This is a genomic window from Dyella jiangningensis (assembly GCF_003264855.1).
Classification (GTDB): domain Bacteria; phylum Pseudomonadota; class Gammaproteobacteria; order Xanthomonadales; family Rhodanobacteraceae; genus Dyella; species Dyella jiangningensis_C.
Genome location: NZ_NFZS01000006.1, coordinates 59,355 through 77,443, shown reverse-complemented (window position 1 = coordinate 77,443; position 18,089 = coordinate 59,355). Strand labels below are relative to the sequence as shown.

The following is an 18,089-nucleotide window of genomic DNA, read 5'->3' as shown; positions in this document are numbered from 1 at the left end:
TGCCACCGCCGGGCGCCGGCCCGAGGGTGCGAATGGTCACTCCCCGGGCTGCGGACCGTTCGTCCGCCGGCAAGGTCAGTGGCTGGAGCTGGCTGGCGCCGGTGCTGTGGCGGGCTTCTTCTGCATCGAGCGGATGTAGTCGAAGACGTCCTGCTTGGACACCGCGCCGCGTTTGGCCTTGTCGATCTCGTCGAAATGCGCGCGAATGAACGGCACCGGGCCCTTCTCGGCCTCTTCCTTGGTCAGCACGCCGTCGTGGTTCTTGTCGGCGATGTCGAAATTCTTGACGGCAACGTCCATCTGGGTGGCCAGGTAGCCGGCGCCGATCTGGGCGTGGGCTGACGCGGCGACCGCCAGGGCGCAGACAGCGACGAGCAGGCGGGTGTGGCGCATGGTTCTTTCTCCCTGAACAAGTGCGCGGGAGTATGGCACCGGGTATGTGAGCGGATCGTTCGGTTGAGGTGTGTCGCCAGAGTGATCGCGCACTGGGTGTGCTCCTACAGGGCAGCTTCAATGTAGGAGCGCACCCAGTGCGCGATTCATCCTTGCCTCAATCTTCGAACGTCAGCGCGTTCGTCAAATCCCCCGGCGCCGGCCCACCAGCCGCCACCATGGCCTGCTCGCGCAGCGCGAGGCCGGGCAGCTTCTCCAGATCGAAACGCCGCGTGAGGAAACGCGCGATGGAGCCGGTGTCGTAGATCGTATGGTCCACGTGCCCCTTCTTCGCGAACGGCGACACGATGATCGCGGGGATGCGCGAGCCCGGCCCCCAGCGGTCGCCTTTGGGCGGCGCCACGTGGTCCCACCAGCCGCCGTTTTCATCGACCGTGATGACCACCAGCGTGTGCAGCCACGACGGCGACTTCTGCAGTGCGTCGACGATCGCCATGATGTGCCGGTCGCCCGCATCCACGTCGGAGTAGCCGGCGTGCATGTTGAGATCGCCTTGCGGCTTGTAGAAGCTCACGGCGGGCAGCTTGTCGGCAGCGATGTCGGCGAGGAAACGGTTGGTCTGCGCGGTCTCGCCCACGCCCGCATCGCGCAGGTGCTTCGCCCGCGCCTCGGTGCCTGGCGCGAAACTCTTGAAGTAGTTGAGCGGCTGGTGGTGGTACTGGAAATTCGGCCGCTGCGGAAACTGCTTCTCGTCGCCGTCACCCTTGCCTTCCAGCGCCAGCTGCCACGCGCCCGCATACCATGCCCATTCGACACCTGCGGCGGAAAGCACGTCGCCCACGGTCTTGTGTTCCTGCGGTGGCACCGTGTTCGGACTTTCCTCGTCCGCCAGCATCGGATCGTGACCCGATTGCGTGGCGCTGGGCGCGTACGGCGGCGACATGGTGTTCACCGCGTAGAAATCCGGCGTGAGCGAGCTGCGCGAAGCGAACTTCGGCTTGCCGTCCATCGCGCTGCGTGGCGAATCCTCGGCGAGCTTCAGGCGGATGTCGGTGGCTTCACCGCTTTGGGTCACCGCGATGTTGAAGCGTGCGGGACTTTGATCCGCGCCCGGGTAATACGGCGGTTGCGCCGCCACCAGGTACTGGTGGTTGAGGAACGAGCCCCCGAAGGCGCCCATGAAGAAGTTGTCGCACAGCGTGTACTGGCGCGCGAGCTGCCACAGGCGCAGGTTCGAGGCGCTGTCGCCGTAGTAGCCCATGACCATCGCGCCGGTGTCGCCCCAGGCGACGAAGCCGTCGTTGCGGCCACCATTGATCTGCAGCTGGTTGTCGTAGAAGCGATGCACCAGGTCGCGCGTCACCACGCCGTGCGGCAAGGGCTCGCCACCGCCCGTACGCAGCACCCAGGGTGCATTCGGCAGGCCCTTCAGATCGTCTTCCATCACCTGGTAGCTGCGATGGTTCACCACCTGCTTGTGCGGCGCGAGGCCATGCCATACCGGCGGCAATGTCTTCAGCAACGAACCGTCGCGATCGCGCTGCTGGTAGTCGGCCGGCTTGAGCGCGCTCAGCGGCTTCTCGACACCGGGAAAATCCGCGAACAGGTTGTTGAAGCTGCGGTTCTCGGCATAGATCACCACCACGCGCTGGATGTGCTTGCGTAGCGCGACATCCAGCGGGGTATGGCTGGCGGCGGCTTTGCTCGCAGCACCGGCGAGGGTCGGCGCGCCGCCGACGGCGAGCGCGGCGCCCGCTGCCGCGAGGCCGCCCAGCAGGCGGCGTCGCGACGGGTCTTGCGGCTGTTCTGCCGCGTCGTTGTCGGGCGGCAGCTGGCTCACGGTGCCGCGTCGTCGTAGAAGCGCGACAGGTCCGCCTTGCTCTGCTGCAGCGACTGCTGGTCGATGTAGATCATGTGGCCCGACGGATAGAAGCCGTAGGTGATGTTCTTGCGCTCGGCCGGTTCGAGGCCCAGGTGCGAGAGATCAAACTCGGTCGCGTAGAACGGCGTGGCCAGGTCGTAGTAGCCGTTGGCCGAGAACACCTTCAGGTGCGGGTTGCGGCGCATGGCATCGCCCAGGTCGTCACCCACGTAGGTCGCCTGCAGCCAGCCGCCGTTCTTCTTGCGCTTCCAGTCCCAGTTCTTGCCGATGGCGGCGTAGTTGTTGGGCAGGTAAGGGCGATCCTCGGTGAACTTCAGTTCGGTAGCCACGTACTGGTTGAACGTCGCCACGAACGCGCCCGTGATCGCGTCGCTGGCCGTGTCGCCATCGGGCGTTTCACCGGCGGCATCCGGATCGATGCCCTGGAAACGGCCGTCCAGACGGCCAACCGTCAGGCGCTGGTCGCGCAGCAGTTCCTTGCGGAAGCGGCTCGGGCCAATGCGCAGGTTCGCTTCCTTGATGTACTGCGGGGAGAGGCCGAGATAACGGCTCATCTGGTTGGCGACGCGATCGGCTTCGGCCGGGTCGAGGTTGTCGCCCTTGGACAAGGCCAGCGTGTACTCGCCCGAGGCAAAGCGGCGCACCTCGGCGAGGAACGCACCGATGTCGGCCGGCTTGTTTGGCACCTTGTTGTGGTACCACGCGATCGCCGCCTCGGTGGGCAGGTTCACGATGTAGCCGTGGTCGATGCCGGGCGCCGCCACCGTGAAATCGAGGATGGACGACATCAGCACGACGCCGTTGAACTCCATGCCCTTTTCCTGCAGCGACTTCACCAGCACTGCCGAGCGCGTGGTGCCGTAGCTCTCGCCGAACAGGAACTTCGGCGAGTTCCAGCGGTTGTTGGTGCTGACCCAGCGGGAGATGAAGCGCGTGAACGCATCGGCGTCCTGATCCACGCCCCACACGTCCTTGCCTTCGGTCTTGCCCACGAGTTGCGAATAGCCCGTGCCGGGCGCATCGATGAACACCAGGTCGCTCTTGTCGAGCAGGCTGTATTCGTTGGGCACGAAGCGGTAAGGCGCCGGCGGAATGGGCTTGTCGCCGTCGTTCGCCACGCGCACGGGACCGTACGAACCCATGTGCAGCCACATCGAAGAAGATCCCGGGCCACCGTTGTAGAAGAACGTCACCGGGCGCTTGCCGCCCTTGCCGCCATCGGCGGTGTACGCGACGTAGAAGAAGCTCACCGTCGGCTTGCCCTTGTCGTCGCGGATCAGCATGCGGCCGGCGGTGGCCTGGTAGCTGATGGTGCGGTTGCCCACGCGCACACTGTGCTTGGTCACCACCGTGCGATCGGCGGGTGTGGGCTGTTCGTCCGACTTTTCGTTCTTGTCCTTGTCCTTGTCGCCCTTGTCCGACTGCGCCTTGGGCGCGTCCTTGGTTTCGTCGGCGGCGTGCAGCGGCAGGCTGCCCAGGGCCAGCAGCGTGGCGAGGGCAAGCGAAGCGAGTGGCATGTGGCGCATGGAAAGCGTCTCCGGTACGGCGTGGAATCAGGAGTGGTTGGTGTCGTCGTAGTAGCGGGCGAGGTCGCCCTTGAGCTGCCGCAACGCCTCGGTGTTGAGATAGACCATGTGGCCCGAGGGGTAGTACAGGAAGTGCACGTTGCCGCGCAGCGACGGTTCCAGGTTCATGTGCGAAAGGTCGTACTCGGTGATGAAGAACGGCGTGGCGAAGTCGTAATAGCCGTTCACCGACAGCACCTGCAGATGCGGATTGGTGCGCATCGCGTGCGCGAGGTCACCGGCCACGTACGCGGTCTGCAGCGGACGCTTGATGCCGGCCGCCTGGTGTTTCCAGTCCCAGTCCTTGCCGATGTCGCCGAAGGTCGGGCGATAGTCGAGGTCGGAGTGATAGTTGAGCTGGCTGCTGATGTAGTCGTGGAACGCGGTGATGAAGGCACCGCTGATGCCGGTATCGGACGCGTCATAGCCCGGCACTTCGCCGGCTGCATCCTCGTCCACGCCTTCGAAGCGGGCGTCGAAGCGGCCGATGGTACGGCGGTCGTTGCGCAACAGTTCCTTGCGGAAGCGCGCGGGTTCGATGCGCAGGTTCGCTTCCTTCACGTACTGCGGCGAAAGGCCGGTAAGTGCAGCGAGCTGGCGCGCCACAGCATCGGCTTCGCTGGCCGGCAGGTCCTGTCCCTTGGCCAGTGCGGTGGCATACGGGCCGCGCGCAAACGTGCGCACCTGCTCGAGATAGGTCTTGAGGTCGGCCGGCTTGCTGGCGAGCTTGTTGTGGTACCACGCGGCGGCCGCATAGCTCGGCAGGTAACCGATGTACATCTCGTCGTAGCCCGGCATGCGCACGCCGTAGTTGAGGATCGAGGACATCAGGATCACGCCGTTGAACGCCATGCCCTTGTTCTGCAGCGCATCCACCAGCGCGCCCGAGCGCGTGGTGCCGTAGCTCTCGCCATACAGGAACTTGGGCGAGTTCCAGCGGTTGTTGATGGTGACGTAGCGCTGGATGGCGCGGCTGAAGGCCGACACGTCCTGGTCCACGCCCCAGAAATCCTTGCCTTCCGCCTTGCCCACGGGGCGCGAGTAGCCGGCGCCCACCGCGTCGATGAAGACCAGGTCGGTCTTGTCCAGCAGGCTGTCGCCGTTGGGCACCAGCTTGTACGGTGCTGGCTCCGTGGCGGCGGGGCTGGCGGTTTCGATGCGCACCGGCCCGAACGAACCCATGTGCAGCCACATCGACGACGAACCCGGGCCGCCGTTGTAGAGGAAGGTGACCGGGCGCTTCTCCGATTTGCCGCTGTCCACGGTGTAGGCCACGTAGAACACGCTGGCCTGCGGCTCGCCCTTGTCGTCGCGGATGATCAGGTTGCCCGCCGTAGCCGTATAGGCCACCGAACGGCCGCCGACGCTCACGCTGTGTTTCGTTCGCACCGCGTTTTCGGTGGTGGGGGCCTTGACCTCCTCGTCCTTGCTGGCCTCCTTCTTGTCGGCTGGCACGTCCTTGGCCAGCGAGGGGGTGAACGGCGAAAGGGCAACGCTGCTGGCCAGCAGCAGGGACATAAAGCGACGCATTGTGCTCCCCAGGGCGACGGCTGAATCGATATAACTCGCCTTGGAGTATGCGTAACGCGGCCACGAGGCGACCGTGACAAAAGTACTGGTCGAGGCACCTGTGGCGTGTGCCATCCGTGCGGTCGTGCGCATTAAGCCGCTGGATTCGGGACCATATTCCTTACCGGGATGCAGCCTGGTGCTACAGTCCCAAGGCGCCACAAGGGGCGTTACCGCCAAAATCGAGAAAGGGGAATGACCATGTCAAACACACGTCTGCGTAGTGTCGCGCTTGCGGCGTTGCTCTTTGCCGGCGCCGCAGGCCCGGCCCTGGCTGCTCAGCCGGCGGCTTCCGGCCTTGGCCAGGCGTGGCCGAACACCACGGATGTAAGTCCAAGCCCGAACTGGCACGCCTATGTGTTCACCATGGGCGGCGTGAAGTACATCCAGGTGAATGACGCCAACGGCAACGTGATCGGCGCCGTGGGCACCGCCAACGGCCAGTTCATCACCCTGCCGATCGGCGCCTTCTCGCAGCTGGTTTCGACCCCGCAGCAGCCCGCTGCCGTGGCTCCGACGGCCCAACCAGCGACCTCGCCGACCACCGTCTACACCGACACCGCCGTCCAGGTCACCGCGACCCCGCAGACCGACGGCACGGTGCAGCTGATGGCGACGTCGACTTGCGATCCGATTCAGTGCAGCACCCGCGTTAACTGATTGAAGCGAGCGGATCCCTGGCAGCGCTAAGCGCTGCTAGGGCTGCTCGGGGTCATACAGCAAGACGCTGATGCAACGCCCGTTGCTGATCAGATGTTCGCGGGCGCGTCCTTCGAAGGTCGCCGCTCGATCTTCAATGGCCGGCCAGCCCAGGCCGGTGGCGGTACGCAACACGCGAGGCAGCAGTTCGTCCCATCGCACGTTGTCCAAGCGCCCTGCGTGAGCACTCAGGTTCACCCTGACCACGGTCCAGCGGCGATCATTCTGGTGTCCGCAACGCACTTGAACGCGAATGTCGCTGATGTCGCGACGCGTGCAACCGTCTGCAATGGCTTCGCAGACCAATCGGTAAATGGCCAGCTGAATCGTTGCGGACAGCAGACTCACCGGACCGCGTAGGTCGCACCAGTACGACATGCCTGATTCATCCAGCACGCGGGCAATCGGGCCCTCACGCAAGACAGCCGGCAGGCCGCGCTCGCGGGTCACTGGGCACAAGCTGTCGGCGAGCCGGTAGAGCTGGTCCTGCGCCACCAAGGCCTGTCGGCGATAGCTGCGGTCGTCGATGACCGGTGCAACATTTCGCAGTCGACCCAACATCATGTTGTAGACCGAATGCACGGATTCGCGGACTTGCTCCAGCGCCTGCGAGGTCATGTGCAGCTGCACCTCGCCCATGTGCACGTTGCGTTGGGCGAGGGCCAGCGCGAGGCGCAAGTCGGTGCGTTCCTGCTGCGCCTGCTGATTGAGCGCACCAATACGCGCACCAACGATCAGCATGGTCGAGATGATGAACGCGATGAACACCTGCGCGTTCAAAGTGTCGTGGTCGAACAGGCGAGGCATCAGGGCCACAACCGCCAGGCTTGCAAGCGTGCCGCCCACGGCTGCGCCCTGCCAGCCATAGCGCAGCGTCAGCCACAGTACGGGCAGGAACATCATCATCTGCGCGAGTTGACGCGTATTTCCTGTAGATGACGCGTTGAGTCCCAAGGCGATCAGGAAGGCTAGGGTCGGGATCAATACGAAGACGCATTCAAGTGCAAGATGGCTCTTGATGAAGCGAACGCCCAGCTCTCGCCAACTGCTCTCCTGCAGCACCTCGCGCACGACCAGCACGAACGGCAGTACGGTCAGGATGCCCACGTAGCTACCCAACAGCCACTGGCCAGCAAGGAAACCGTAATGCAGTGGCGGGTAATCAGGAGGAAGTTTGGCGGTTGATACCAGCAAGAGACTGCCGCCGGTCTTCACGAGGGCGACCAGCAAGGTGCCGAACAGGAGAACACCCATGTTGATGGTCGTGCGCGTGGGGAACACGCGCCAATACTCGCGGCACGCGTACACGATGGGCGTGATCCATGCGCTGGACAGCAGCACGTTACAGATCGACCAGGTCAGGCCGAGCTGATCTACGCAAGTGACGCTGATGTAGCCGAGTGACAGCATGTCGCCAACGACCAATGCTGCCCAATAGCGATAGGGCGTGAGCAAGAGCGTGGCAACATGTAGTCCGGCCAGCAGCACCCAGTGCGAGAACGACAGTTCCCGGGCGAGCGAGACGAGTAAGGCATAGCAGACGGCCGCTGCAATCTGGCGCAGCCAGAACGCCATCCGTGTTCCCTTTTGCATATCCAACCCCCGCTGGATGGAGCGTCCCTTCACGATCGCCGCTCCTGCCGACCGAACAGATGGGGCCCCCGAGTCGTCGGCTTGCCCCCCAATGCACACAACATCCTAACCCAATTGAAGCGCAGCCACTTGCGCAAGAGGTTGCGCAGCCTGAGGTTGGCGCGCCAAACGACCTCTGGCTGGCGACCTCCTGCATCGACAAGCAAGGCAATAACTGTGCCTTTCGGCGTGCACAGTGTCTGGATGTGTGATCGGATTCACACAAGCAATGTGATGGCTGGCCCGCTTGCTCCCGCGGCGGCGATCAATCGTCCAGGAAAGTCCGCGCTGCGTTCCACATGACGCGCGTGAGGGGTCGGTTTTCGTGGGGCGTCTGCAGCACCACCAGCGTCGTAGTGCTGATGCTCGAGTGGATCTTGAGCAACCGATCCAGCACGGCTTCCAGATGGGGGATGGACATCGCCACCACGCGAAGCAGGGCGGAGTCCTCGCCGGCCAGACGGCGGCAGTCCAGCACCTCGGGGATGTCGGCCACCAGCATGCCCACGCGCGCGCAGATGCCGCCGTCGCAACGCAGGCGGATCATCGCGTCGATTTCGTAGCCCAGCTTGCGAGGATTGACCACGGCCCGATAGCCGGCGATCACCCCGGCCTCTTCCATGCGCTTCACGCGCTCGGCCACGGCGGGCGCGGAAAGCTTCACCTTGCGGCCCAGTTCGGCGTAGCCAAGCCGCGCGTCCTGCTGCAGGGCCTCCAGCAACAGCCAGTCGGTGGCATCCCAGATCGGTTTCGATTCAAAGGTCGCTGCGTTCATGGACATTTTGATCGTTGGCGAAACATCGGCATCGTACGCTGATTCATCATTCATGCGCAGCATGGTCCGCCTTACGATGCGCACGTTTCTCCCACCGGAATCCTTCCCATGCAGACCCAGGAACGCCTGGACGGGCGTGCCCTTGCCTATATCGGCGTCGCCTTGCTGACCTGGTCGTCGGCCTATGCCGCGATTGCCTACGCGCTGGCCTCCTTCAGCCCCGGCGAGGTGGCGCTGGCGCGCCTCGCCATCGGTTCGTTTTGCTTTGCCGTGCTGCTTGCGGTCAAGCGCGTGCCACTGCCCGCCAGGCGCGACTGGCTGTCGCTGGCCGTCCTGGGGGTAATCGGTCTGAGCGTGTACCACTTGTGCCTCAACACGGCCGAAACCCGCGTCGCCAGCGGTACGGCGGCCATCCTCATTTCGCTGGTGCCGGCCACCACGGCGGCGCTGTCGGCGATCTGGCTGCGCGAGCGCCTCTCGCCACGTACGCTGGTCGGCCTGGCGGTCGCGCTCGTGGGCGTGGTCCTGGTCGTCCTTACCAGCGGCAAGGACGTGAAGATCGAGCCGATGGCGGCGCTGGTGCTGGTGAGCGTGCTGGCCTCGGCGATCTTTTTCGTGGGACAGAAGCCCTTCTTCACCCGCAACAGCATGATCGGCGTCACCGCCTTCACCTTCTTCGCCGGCACCCTTGGCACGCTGCCGTTCGGGCTGGGCTTGCCGCATGCACTGGCGACTGCGCCGGCCTCGCATATCGGCGCGCTGCTGTGGCTGGGCATCGCGCCCACCTTCATCGGCTACATCGCGTGGAATGCGGCCCTGCATCGGGCGTCGGCCTCGCAGGTGAGCAGCTTCATCTACTTCTCGCCGCCGATCGCGGTGCTGATCGGTTGGGTGTGGCTGGGCGAGCGCCCGACCCTGCTGACCTTGCTGGGTGGCGCGATCACGGTGGGCGGCGTGGTGCTGGCCAACGCGCGTCGTCGCGCGGCGCCGCCGTCGGTGGTGGGCGCTGCCGCGAAACAGAGCTGACATGACGAAATCCTGCCATCTCATCGAGGTCGCCAGCCAGCTGCCTCAGGCATGGTCGTCGCGCGTGCTTGCGCAGTTCGGCGATGCGCGGCTGAAAGTGCTGCGCATGGATGGCGCGGCCTATCCCGAGGAAAGCCATGACTACGCGGAAGGCCTGCTGGTGCTCGATGGCGAGCTGCGCTTGAGGCTGGACGGCGAGGAAGTACATCTCTGCAGTGGCGAACTGTGCGTCGTGCCGGCAGGCGTGCCTCACAGTGTGGAGCAGGGAAGTCGGGGTACGCTCCTCATCCTCGATACCTGATCCGAAGGAGCGGCACCGTGTCCACGCTCTACATCGCCAACAAGAGCTATTCGTCGTGGTCGTTGCGCCCCTGGGTGCTGATGAGCGAGCTGGGTATTCCGTTCGAGGAAAAGCTGGTGCCGTTCGGCCAGGGGCCGATGGGTAACGCCTTCCGGAGCTTTTCACCCAGCGGCCGCGTGCCTTGCCTGCACGACGGCGACGCGGTGGTGTGGGATTCGCTGGCCATCGTCGAGTATCTCGCCGAAGACCATCCGGCCGTCTGGCCGTCCCATCGTGTGGCGCGCGCCTGGGCACGCAGCGCGTCGGCGGAAATGCATTCCGGTTTTGCGGCACTGCGCACGCAGTGCGGCATGATCTGCGGCATCCGAATGCGTCTCCACGAGATCGGGGCACCCTTGAAGGCCGACATCGATCGCATCGGCGAACTCTGGTCGGAAGGGCTGGATCGGTTTGGCGGCCCGTTCCTGGCCGGCGACACGTTTACGGCCGTGGATGCCTTCTTCGCGCCGGTCGCGTTTCGCGTGCAGACCTATGGCCTGGTGCTGCCCGGTCCGGCAGCGGCCTACGCACGGCGGTTGCTTGCACTGCCGTCGATGCGCCGCTGGTATGACGCCTCGCTGCAGGAAAGCTGGCGCGAGGAAAAGTACGAGCAGGAGACCTTGCGCTACGGCGAGCTCACCGAGGATTTCCGCACGGCGTGATCATGCCGTGCGCAGCCCGGCCGCCAGTTGGCGACGCGCCTGCCACCGTCCGAGCGCCACCAGCACGATTCCCACCGCCACGAACGCCATCAGTACGGCGATGGCGTTGAGCAGCACGCACGGATAGCCCAGCGCCTTCACGTCGAAGAACGGGTAGGGATACCAGCCGTCCACCGCACCGCGCAGCATGACGTAGAAGAAATAGCCGGCCGGATAGCTCTGCCACACCAGTACCTGCGGCCACTGCAAACCCTGCTTGGGCACGGCGATCCACCAGTACAAGAGGTACAGCGGCGGCATGATGTCGTGCACGATCAGGTCGGCCAGCAACAAGCCGCCAGTCGGATGCCACAGCTGGCGCAACATCAGGTTGTAGATCAGGCTCACGATGGTGATGCTCATCGCGATGGCCGTCTGGACGCCCGGCCGCAGAAAGAAGCGCACCACCGGACCATGTCCCGGCCCGAGCGCGGCGGCAGCGAGGGCCTTGGCCACCAGCATGTTGGTGAGAATGGTGTAGAAGCCCAGGTACAGCCATACGCCCGCGAGTGCGCCTTCGCCCCTGGCCTCGGTGATGCGGATCGAGTACCACAGCTGCAGCACCAAGCCGAACCAGCCAAGCAGGGAGCCGAAGGCGGCAAGCGAGCGATAGCGGGGCATTGACGTGTCCGGTGCCTCAGGATGCCGCCGGGACAGCCTGCAGGCGCAAGGCACGGCGGCGACCGAGCCCAGCATACGCGCGCACCAGCAGGGGAATGCCCAGCAGCAGAAAATTGTTCCATCCCGGCACGAACCACGCCGCCACCAGGGACATCGCCGCCGCGGTCGGCAGGCCCAGCGATCGCCAGCGCGTCGCGGCGACATCCTCCGGTGAAATCCCCGGTTTGACAAACGGCGCTTGCAAAGCCCGCGCGAACAACAGGCGCTGCAGCAGGCCGGCGACCAGCAAGGTGCTCGCGTAGAACAGCTCGGGCACGCGAGCCAGCGCATTGGAGCTCATCAGCGCCGTGGCGAAGGGCATGAAGGCCACCACCATCAGCAGGAGCATGTTCGGCCACATGATGGACGGACTGTAGTCGTCCAGCATCCCGAACACCCGGTGATGCGCCACCCACAAGGCGCCGATCACCAGGAAGCTGAGCACGAAACCCATGAAGCTCGGCTGCAACGCATGCAGCGCCAGCCAATAGGCCTGGTCGTCGCGCGTTTCCAGGTGCGGCACGTGCACCTCGATGATCAGCAGCGTGATCGCGATGGCGAATACGGCGTCGGAGAAAAACGTCAGTCGTTCAAGTTGCGAAGCGTTGGTGCTCATGACCTTCCCTGGGCGCGGTGACCCGACCATGCTCCCGGAAAGCAGCAAAGGCTGTCCAGTCGGCCGTCGACCGTCACGCGGCGAAGGTCAGAACTTGTAACCGCGATGGATGGCGACGATGCCGTTGGTCAGGTTGCGTACGTCCACGCGACCGAAGCCGGCACGTTCCATCATGCCCTTGAGGGCTTCCTGGTCGGGGTGCTTGCGGATCGATTCGGCCAGGTACTGGTAGCTGTCGGCATCGCCGGCGAACAGCTGGCCGAGCTTGGGCAGCACCTTGAAGGAATGGAAGTCGTAGAGCTTGCTGAAGAGATCGCTCTGCACGCGCGAGAACTCCAGCACCAGGGCGCGGCCGCCGGGCTTGAGCACGCGGCAGATATCGGCGAGCGCCTTGTCCTTGTCGGTGACGTTGCGCAGGCCGAAGGCCATGGTCACCGCGTCGAAGCTGTTGTCGGGGAACGGCAGGCATTCGGCATTGAGCTGTGACCAGCGCAGTCCCGAAACCAGCCCGCGATCGGTGAGCCGGTCGCGGCCGACGCTGAGCATGGCGGCATTGATGTCGCCCACCACGATCTCGCCTTCGGTGCCCACCACCGGCTTGAGCAGCGCGGCGATGTCGCCCGTGCCACCGGCCAGATCCAGCACCCGGTCACCCCGGCGCACGCCGCTGACCGCCACGAAGTGGCGCTTCCACAGGCGATGGATGCCGAACGACATCAGATCGTTCATCAGGTCGTAGCTGCTGGCGACCGAGGTGAATACCTGGCCGACGAGCTTCTGTTTTTCGGCGACGGGGACGTCGCGGAAGCCGAAGTGGGTGGTCTGGGGCTGTTCGTTCATTCGGCAATGGTAGCGGATCGGGGGGTTCACGGACGTGGGCTTCGGCCGGAAGACTGTGGACCTTTGCGCCATAGCTGCCTTCCCTTGTAGGAGCGCACCCAGTGCGCGATCGCCTTTCGCGGTGGTCTTTCCTATTCGTCATTTTCGTGAGGCGCTTTCGACAGCCGCAGGCTGGTCAAGTGGGTTGACCACCACCCATGCCTGTCGATAACGGGCGGTGACGAAACGACTCCACCAGGAGGTTTTCAGCAAAGCGGGTCATCCGTTGGTTTGGTCGCGGTTTGGCGAGGTTGCTCGCCTGCCGCGGGCTTCCGGACCGCTGCCGCGGCCCGGGTCACTTTCTCTTGCTTGCCCAAGTCCCACAGGGATTAGCTTCGCGTCAGAAAGTAACCACCGTAAAGGTGGCAATGCCAAAGAGAACGGCACCCCGCGAGGCGCTGCCTGGGCTGCGCCCAGCCAGTCCGTGAGGGGCGGCCGGGCTTTTCGACCGGGCTCCTGCCCGGACGAAAAGTGCCCGACGTCCTGTCGGGCACCCCTGCGGGGCCTGATCGTCCACCCCTCACCGCCACACAGGGGTTGGGTGACGGCTCGTGCCGCTGCGCGGCACATCGCGTTGAAGAGATGTGGTCGCCGTTTCGTTGTAGGAGCGCACCCAGTGCGCGACCGCAGCGATCATCGTCGATGCCGATCGCGTACTGGGTGCGCTCCTACAGAGAAGAGACTCGCTCTTCAGCTCTGGCCTTTGACCTTCCCACCCCTATGCCGCGCGCAGGCGGGAGGTGGAATAGCCCGAAGGGTGGCCGGCATGGATGCCGGCCAGTGGATCGTCAGGGCAGGACGCCCTGTCGATCCACCCCACCTCACGGCTGCGCCCCGCAGGGGCGCGGCATCGGGGTGGCCTTTCTCTTGGTTACTTCTCTTTTACTCCGGGCGTCCTGCCCTCCGCCCTTCGGGCCGGCTTCGCCGTTCGCACGCGCTCCTGCGCGTGCGTGGCCACGCAAAGAGAAGTAACCCGCTCGTCGGCAGACGAGCGGGAGTCCGCCGTCCCACGGGGACTCTCTTCGGTCGCAGGCGAGCAATCTGGTGGTATCGCGACAACCGAAGACTGTCGCTGCTGGGTCCCGACCTACGCCGGGACGACGAGAAATGAAGACCGGCGCGAACGGCGGTCGCGCACAGGGTGCGCTCCTACAGCGGCAGGTAGGCAGGGACACTACGAGCACCGACCCCTCACCCCGGATGGGCGAGGAACCAGGGTGCTGGCGTTACATCGCCACCTTTCCATCCTGCTTGTAGACCACGCCATCCTTCATCACGAACGACACCTTCTGCATCGCCGTGATGTCATCGATGGGGTTGCCGGGTACCGCGATCACGTCGGCGCGGCGGCCCACGGCGATCTGGCCCAGTTCGTCCTTCTTGTGCAGCAGCTCGGCGGCATGCGTGGTCGCGGCCTGCAGTACATACATCGGCGGCATGCCGGCCTGCACCATGTATTCGAATTCCTTGGCGTTCTGGCCGTGCGGGTACACCGCCGCGTCCGTGCCGAAGGCGATCTTGACGCCTGCCTTGTAGGCCTTGCCCGCGGTGGCCTGGATGATCGGGCCCACCTGCATCGCCTTGGCGGCGACCTGCGGCGGGTAATAGCCCGGCTTGGCGGCCATTTCCTGCACGTACTTGCCGGCGATGATGGTGGGCACGTACCAGGTGCCGTGTTCCTTCATCAGCTTCATGTCCTCGTCGTTCATGAAGGTGCCGTGCTCGATGGAGTCGACGCCGGCCAGCACTGCACGGCGGATCGCTTCGGCGCCATGTGCGTGCGCGGCAACGGTGAAACCGTAGTCGTGCGCGGCGGTGACCACGGCCTTGATCTCTTCGATGGTCATCTGCGCGTTGTCGGCGCTGCTGCTTTCATCCAGCACGCCGCCGGAGGGCATGATCTTGATGACGTCGACGCCATCCTTGTAGTGCTGGCGCACGGCCTTGTAGGCGTCTTCGACGCTGTCGATCACGCCGTCCTTCGCGCCCGGGTTGCCGGCCAGGTCCGAACGGTAGCCGTCGGTGGGGTCGGCGTGGCCGCCGGTGGTGCCGATGGGCTTGCCTGCCGTGAAGATGCGCGGGCCTGGCACGATGCCGGCGTTGATCGCGTTGCGCAGCGCGATGGTCTCGTTGTTGCCGTCGCCCAGGTTGCGAACGGACGTAAAGCCAGCCATCAGCGTGCGGCGCGCGAATACGGTGGAGCGTACGGCGTAGTCGGCGACGTTCCAGCGGAACTGGTCGGAATAGCTGGTGGGGCTGGTCTCGAACGACAGATGCGTGTGCGAGTCGATCAGGCCGGGCATGCAGGTGGCATCGGCCAGGCTGACCTGGGTGAAGCGGCCACCGGCAGCACTGGCGGCGTCGCGATAAGGTTTGTCGTCGGCGTTGCCGCTCTTGATCTCCTTGACCCGATTGCCCTCGATCACCACGGTGGTCTCGCCCAGCAGCTTGCCGGCCGCGGGATCGACCATGCGCGCGCAGTGCAGCACGGTGACGTCGTGGTTGGCGGCGGGCGCCTCGGCCGCGAGGGCGGCAGGCAGAGCGAGCGCGGCGGCGATCGCGAAGGCAACGCGTGTGGTCATGGTGAGCTCCCCGGATGGAAGCAGCCATCTTAGGGGAGTGGCCGATACGAAGAGGGGTGACTTTCGTCACCCCTCCCGACAACCGTCACTGCTTGCCGGCGATGTCGCCTGGTGTTTCCTCTTGCGCCGCCGGCGCGGTTTCCACCGGTGTTGCTTCGGTGGGCGCATGGGCATGGTGCTCTGCCGCCACGTGCCGCTCGTGCAGGGCCTCGCTGGAGGCGTCGGCGGGCACCGGCTTGCCGCCGGCGTCCTTGTCGCCGTCGCCGCCCGGGGTGATCTTGAGGATCGAGTGGCGCACTTCGCGGGCGAGGATCACGCGTGCGTCGCGCACCATGTCTTCCAGCGCGCTGTCGTAGTCGAGCTTGCCCGCGTCGTCGGTCCATACGATGCGGCTTTCGCGCAGCTTCTGGATGAAGCCGCGGAACAGCGCCTTGTCGAAGAACTCCGGCGCCGACAACTCGTTGAGCAGGCTAAGGCGCTGCGCGGTGAGCGTGCAGGCGTTTTCCAGTTCCGCCGAGGTGAGCGTGTGCGGGCCATTCTTCACCAGCGCGGCGATGGTGATGTAGTAGCGCTCGAAGGCCTGGATCAGGCTGCGCGCGATGATGCGCAGCTGGTAGGCGGCATCGTCCTGGCCCGGACCGCGCTCCAGCACGCGGCCGTCGCCGGTGGCCTCGAGCAGGCCGCGGCGCACGAAGAAGTCGATGGTCGCCTGCAGCTGTTCGCAGAAGCCGTCCTTGTCCCACGGCAGGAACAGCTCGCCCTGGATGAACGGATAGATGATGCGGCCCAGGCGCAGCACCGAGGCGCGCGACATGCGGCGGTTGTTGAGGAAGCAGCACGCCACCCACGCCGCGGTAGCGGTGAGGTGCAGCACGTTGTTGCGGAAGTAGCTGAGCAGTACCGCCTGCTCGCCTTCGGTGACCAGCACGTCGCCCAGCGGATGACGCACGCGGCGGATCCAGCCCATCTGCTCGCCGTAGGCGATGATGCCGGCCGGGTCCATCGAGGTGAGCGTGATGCGATCGGAGAAGGGCTGCTCTTCCAGCAGCGCCTTCATCAGTTCCAGCTGCGACAGCAGGTCGTTTTCCGCCATCGCGTGCTTGGGTGTGGCGAGCAGGGCCAGCGCCAGCAGGTTGATCGGGTTCACGTCCGCGGCGCGGTTGATGTTGACCTGGATGCGTTCGGCCAGATCATCCACCACGCGGCCCAGCCACTCGGGCTTCGCGTCGGGATCAGCGGTGGCGGCACGCCAGTCGGGGCTGGCGGCGTCGAGCAGCGGGTTGAGCTCGATCGGCTCGCCGAAGTTGAGCGCGACATGGCCATAGCGCTGGCGCAGCACCTTCAGGCCACGCAGCAGGCCGAGCAGCGATTCCTTCTCCTTGGGCTTGCCGGAAAGTTCGCCGGCGTAGCTCTTGCCCTCCATCAGCTTCTCGTAGCCGATGTATACGGGCTGGAACAGTACCGGACGGCGCGGCGCACGCAGGAAGGCGCGCACCGTCATCACCAGCATGCCGGCGCGCGGCGCCAGCAGGCGGCCGGTGCGCGAGCGGCCACCTTCGATGAAGTATTCGATCGGCACGCCACGGTCGATCAGCTGCGCGAGGTATTCGTTGAACACTACCGAGTACAGCGCGTTGCCCTTGAAGCTGCGGCGCAGGAAGAACGCGCCGCCGCGACGCAGGATCGGGCCGATGCCAGGCAGGTTGAGGTTCACGCCGGCCGCGATGTGCGGCACGACCACGCCGGACATGTGCAGCTGGTAGGACAGCAGCAGGTAGTCGGCATGGCTGCGATGGCAGGGCACGTACACCACTTCGTGGCCGGGCGCGGCGGCGCGGGCCTTCTCGAAGTGGTGCATGGCGATGCCGTCGTACAGCTTGTTCCAGAAGTTGGAGAGCAGGAACGACACCGAGCGCACCACCGGGTGCGAATAGTCGGCGGCGATCTCCATCACCATGTCGTGCGCGCGACGCCAGGCCTTGGCGTGGCTGATGTTTTCCTTCGCGGCGACGGCGGCGATGGCATTGCGCACCGGCTCGGCGTTCAGCACCGCATCGACCACGGTGCGGCGATGCGAGAGGTCGGGGCCGATCACCGCCGCGCGGATGCGGCGGAAGTGCGTGCGCAGCACGCGGGCGATCTTGCGGGTGAGGCGTTCGGGGCGGATGTCGCCGGCTTCGTTCACCACCGTGCGCAAGGACACCGGCGTGGAGAAGTGCACCACGGTGTCGCGGCCGTTGAGCAGGAGCGCCAGCATGCGGCGGAAGCGGCCCACCACGATCCAGTTTTCGGAGAACAGCACGCTGAACCAGCCCGATTCGCGGGTGGGTGCGCGGCCGACATAGATGGAAACGGGCACGATCTGGATGTCGCGTTCCGCATCGCCTTCCAGCGAACGCACCAGCTGGCCGAGCGGCTCCTGGGGCGAGCGCTGGCGATTGCGCCCGAACAGCCAGCCATCGCGGCGCGCGAGCGCGAACACCGAGCGCCTGCGGCGCGTGCCCGACAGCGGCTGCATGGGCGACGGCAGGCCCGCCTCGCGGCAGGCGCGATCGAGGATCAGGGCATCGGAAAGGCCATCGCGCTCGATCACATAGCAAACCGGCGTGCCCGCCTGCAGCAAGGCGGCGGGTTCGGCGGGATCGCGGCGGATGCGCACCCAGGGTTCGAGCAGTTGCCCGGCCAGGTTGAACCACCAGGGCGCGCGGCTACGGGCGGGAGTGTCCGTGGTCGACATATCAAGGATGCTCTGATCTATTCAATGTGGGTG

General features: G+C 65.4%; 15 protein-coding genes. 4 read left to right on the top strand and 11 right to left on the bottom strand.

The features are described 5' to 3' along the window. Nucleotides 1-75: 75 nt before the first annotated feature. The 4 genes from CA260_RS19580 to CA260_RS19565 form a co-directional block, all read right to left on the bottom strand. A complete protein-coding gene (locus CA260_RS19580) occupies nt 76-393 on the bottom strand; it encodes an EF-hand domain-containing protein (protein ID WP_111984753.1) in 318 nt (105 codons plus the stop codon). A gap of 157 nt (nt 394-550) precedes the next feature. After that, nucleotides 551-2,233, bottom strand: a complete 1,683-nt coding sequence (gene acpA, locus CA260_RS19575; protein WP_202864117.1) for an acid phosphatase — start codon at nt 2,231-2,233, stop codon at nt 551-553. Beyond that, nucleotides 2,230-3,801 carry a S10 family peptidase gene (locus tag CA260_RS19570; protein WP_111984752.1) on the bottom strand — a complete coding sequence of 524 codons (1,572 nt, stop codon included), beginning with the start codon at nt 3,799-3,801 and terminating at the stop codon, nt 2,230-2,232. The genes acpA and CA260_RS19570 overlap by 4 nt, the downstream gene beginning before the upstream one ends. 27 nt (nt 3,802-3,828) lie before the next feature. Next, nucleotides 3,829-5,358, bottom strand: a complete 1,530-nt coding sequence (locus CA260_RS19565) for a S10 family peptidase (RefSeq protein WP_238149851.1) — start codon at nt 5,356-5,358, stop codon at nt 3,829-3,831. Nucleotides 5,359-5,610: 252 nt separating this feature from the next. Here CA260_RS19565 and CA260_RS19560 point away from each other — a divergent pair, with 252 nt between their 5' ends. Further along, on the top strand, nt 5,611-6,069 hold the full coding sequence (locus CA260_RS19560; protein WP_238149850.1) for a hypothetical protein: 459 nt from the start codon (nt 5,611-5,613) through the stop codon (nt 6,067-6,069). A gap of 36 nt (nt 6,070-6,105) precedes the next feature. Here CA260_RS19560 and CA260_RS19555 read toward each other — a convergent pair whose 3' ends face one another. Both CA260_RS19555 and CA260_RS19550 read right to left on the bottom strand, forming a co-directional pair. Next, the gene (locus CA260_RS19555; protein WP_238149849.1) at nt 6,106-7,734 is read right to left on the bottom strand and encodes an MASE1 domain-containing sensor histidine kinase; all 1,629 of its coding nucleotides are present in this window, start codon (nt 7,732-7,734) and stop codon (nt 6,106-6,108) included. Between the two features lie 271 nt (nt 7,735-8,005). Beyond that, entirely contained in the window at nt 8,006-8,515 is a 510-nt protein-coding gene (locus tag CA260_RS19550) for an Lrp/AsnC family transcriptional regulator (RefSeq protein ID WP_111984863.1), read from the bottom strand. Nucleotides 8,516-8,623: 108 nt separating this feature from the next. Here CA260_RS19550 and CA260_RS19545 point away from each other — a divergent pair, with 108 nt between their 5' ends. Genes CA260_RS19545 through CA260_RS19535 form a run of 3 tightly spaced genes read left to right on the top strand, consistent with a single transcriptional unit; the run spans nt 8,624 to nt 10,543 of the window. After that, nucleotides 8,624-9,541 (top strand): DMT family transporter, encoded by a 918-nt coding sequence (locus CA260_RS19545; RefSeq protein ID WP_111984748.1) that lies wholly within the window; start codon nt 8,624-8,626, stop codon nt 9,539-9,541. Between the two features lies 1 nt (nt 9,542). Then, on the top strand, nt 9,543-9,842 hold the full coding sequence (locus tag CA260_RS21455; RefSeq protein ID WP_111984747.1) for a cupin domain-containing protein: 300 nt from the start codon (nt 9,543-9,545) through the stop codon (nt 9,840-9,842). Between the two features lie 17 nt (nt 9,843-9,859). Beyond that, nucleotides 9,860-10,543, top strand: a complete 684-nt coding sequence (locus CA260_RS19535) for a glutathione S-transferase (RefSeq protein WP_111984746.1) — start codon at nt 9,860-9,862, stop codon at nt 10,541-10,543. Here the strand turns inward: CA260_RS19535 and CA260_RS19530 are convergent, their stop codons facing one another. The 5 genes from CA260_RS19530 to plsB form a co-directional block, all read right to left on the bottom strand. Further along, nucleotides 10,544-11,203: a Pr6Pr family membrane protein gene (locus tag CA260_RS19530; protein WP_111984745.1), complete on the bottom strand. Its 660-nt coding sequence runs from the start codon at nt 11,201-11,203 to the stop codon at nt 10,544-10,546. It abuts the gene before it with no gap. 16 nt (nt 11,204-11,219) lie between these two features. After that, a complete protein-coding gene (locus tag CA260_RS19525) occupies nt 11,220-11,858 on the bottom strand; it encodes a TMEM175 family protein (RefSeq protein ID WP_172461929.1) in 639 nt (212 codons plus the stop codon). Nucleotides 11,859-11,945: 87 nt separating this feature from the next. Continuing rightward, a complete protein-coding gene (gene ubiE, locus CA260_RS19520; protein ID WP_111984743.1) occupies nt 11,946-12,698 on the bottom strand; it encodes a bifunctional demethylmenaquinone methyltransferase/2-methoxy-6-polyprenyl-1,4-benzoquinol methylase UbiE in 753 nt (250 codons plus the stop codon). 1,265 nt (nt 12,699-13,963) lie between these two features. After that, on the bottom strand, nt 13,964-15,319 hold the full coding sequence (locus tag CA260_RS19515) for a metal-dependent hydrolase family protein (protein ID WP_111984742.1): 1,356 nt from the start codon (nt 15,317-15,319) through the stop codon (nt 13,964-13,966). An 85-nt stretch (nt 15,320-15,404) separates the two neighbouring features. Next, nucleotides 15,405-18,056 (bottom strand): glycerol-3-phosphate 1-O-acyltransferase PlsB, encoded by a 2,652-nt coding sequence (plsB, locus tag CA260_RS19510; RefSeq protein ID WP_111984741.1) that lies wholly within the window; start codon nt 18,054-18,056, stop codon nt 15,405-15,407. Nucleotides 18,057-18,089: the final 33 nt, after the last annotated feature.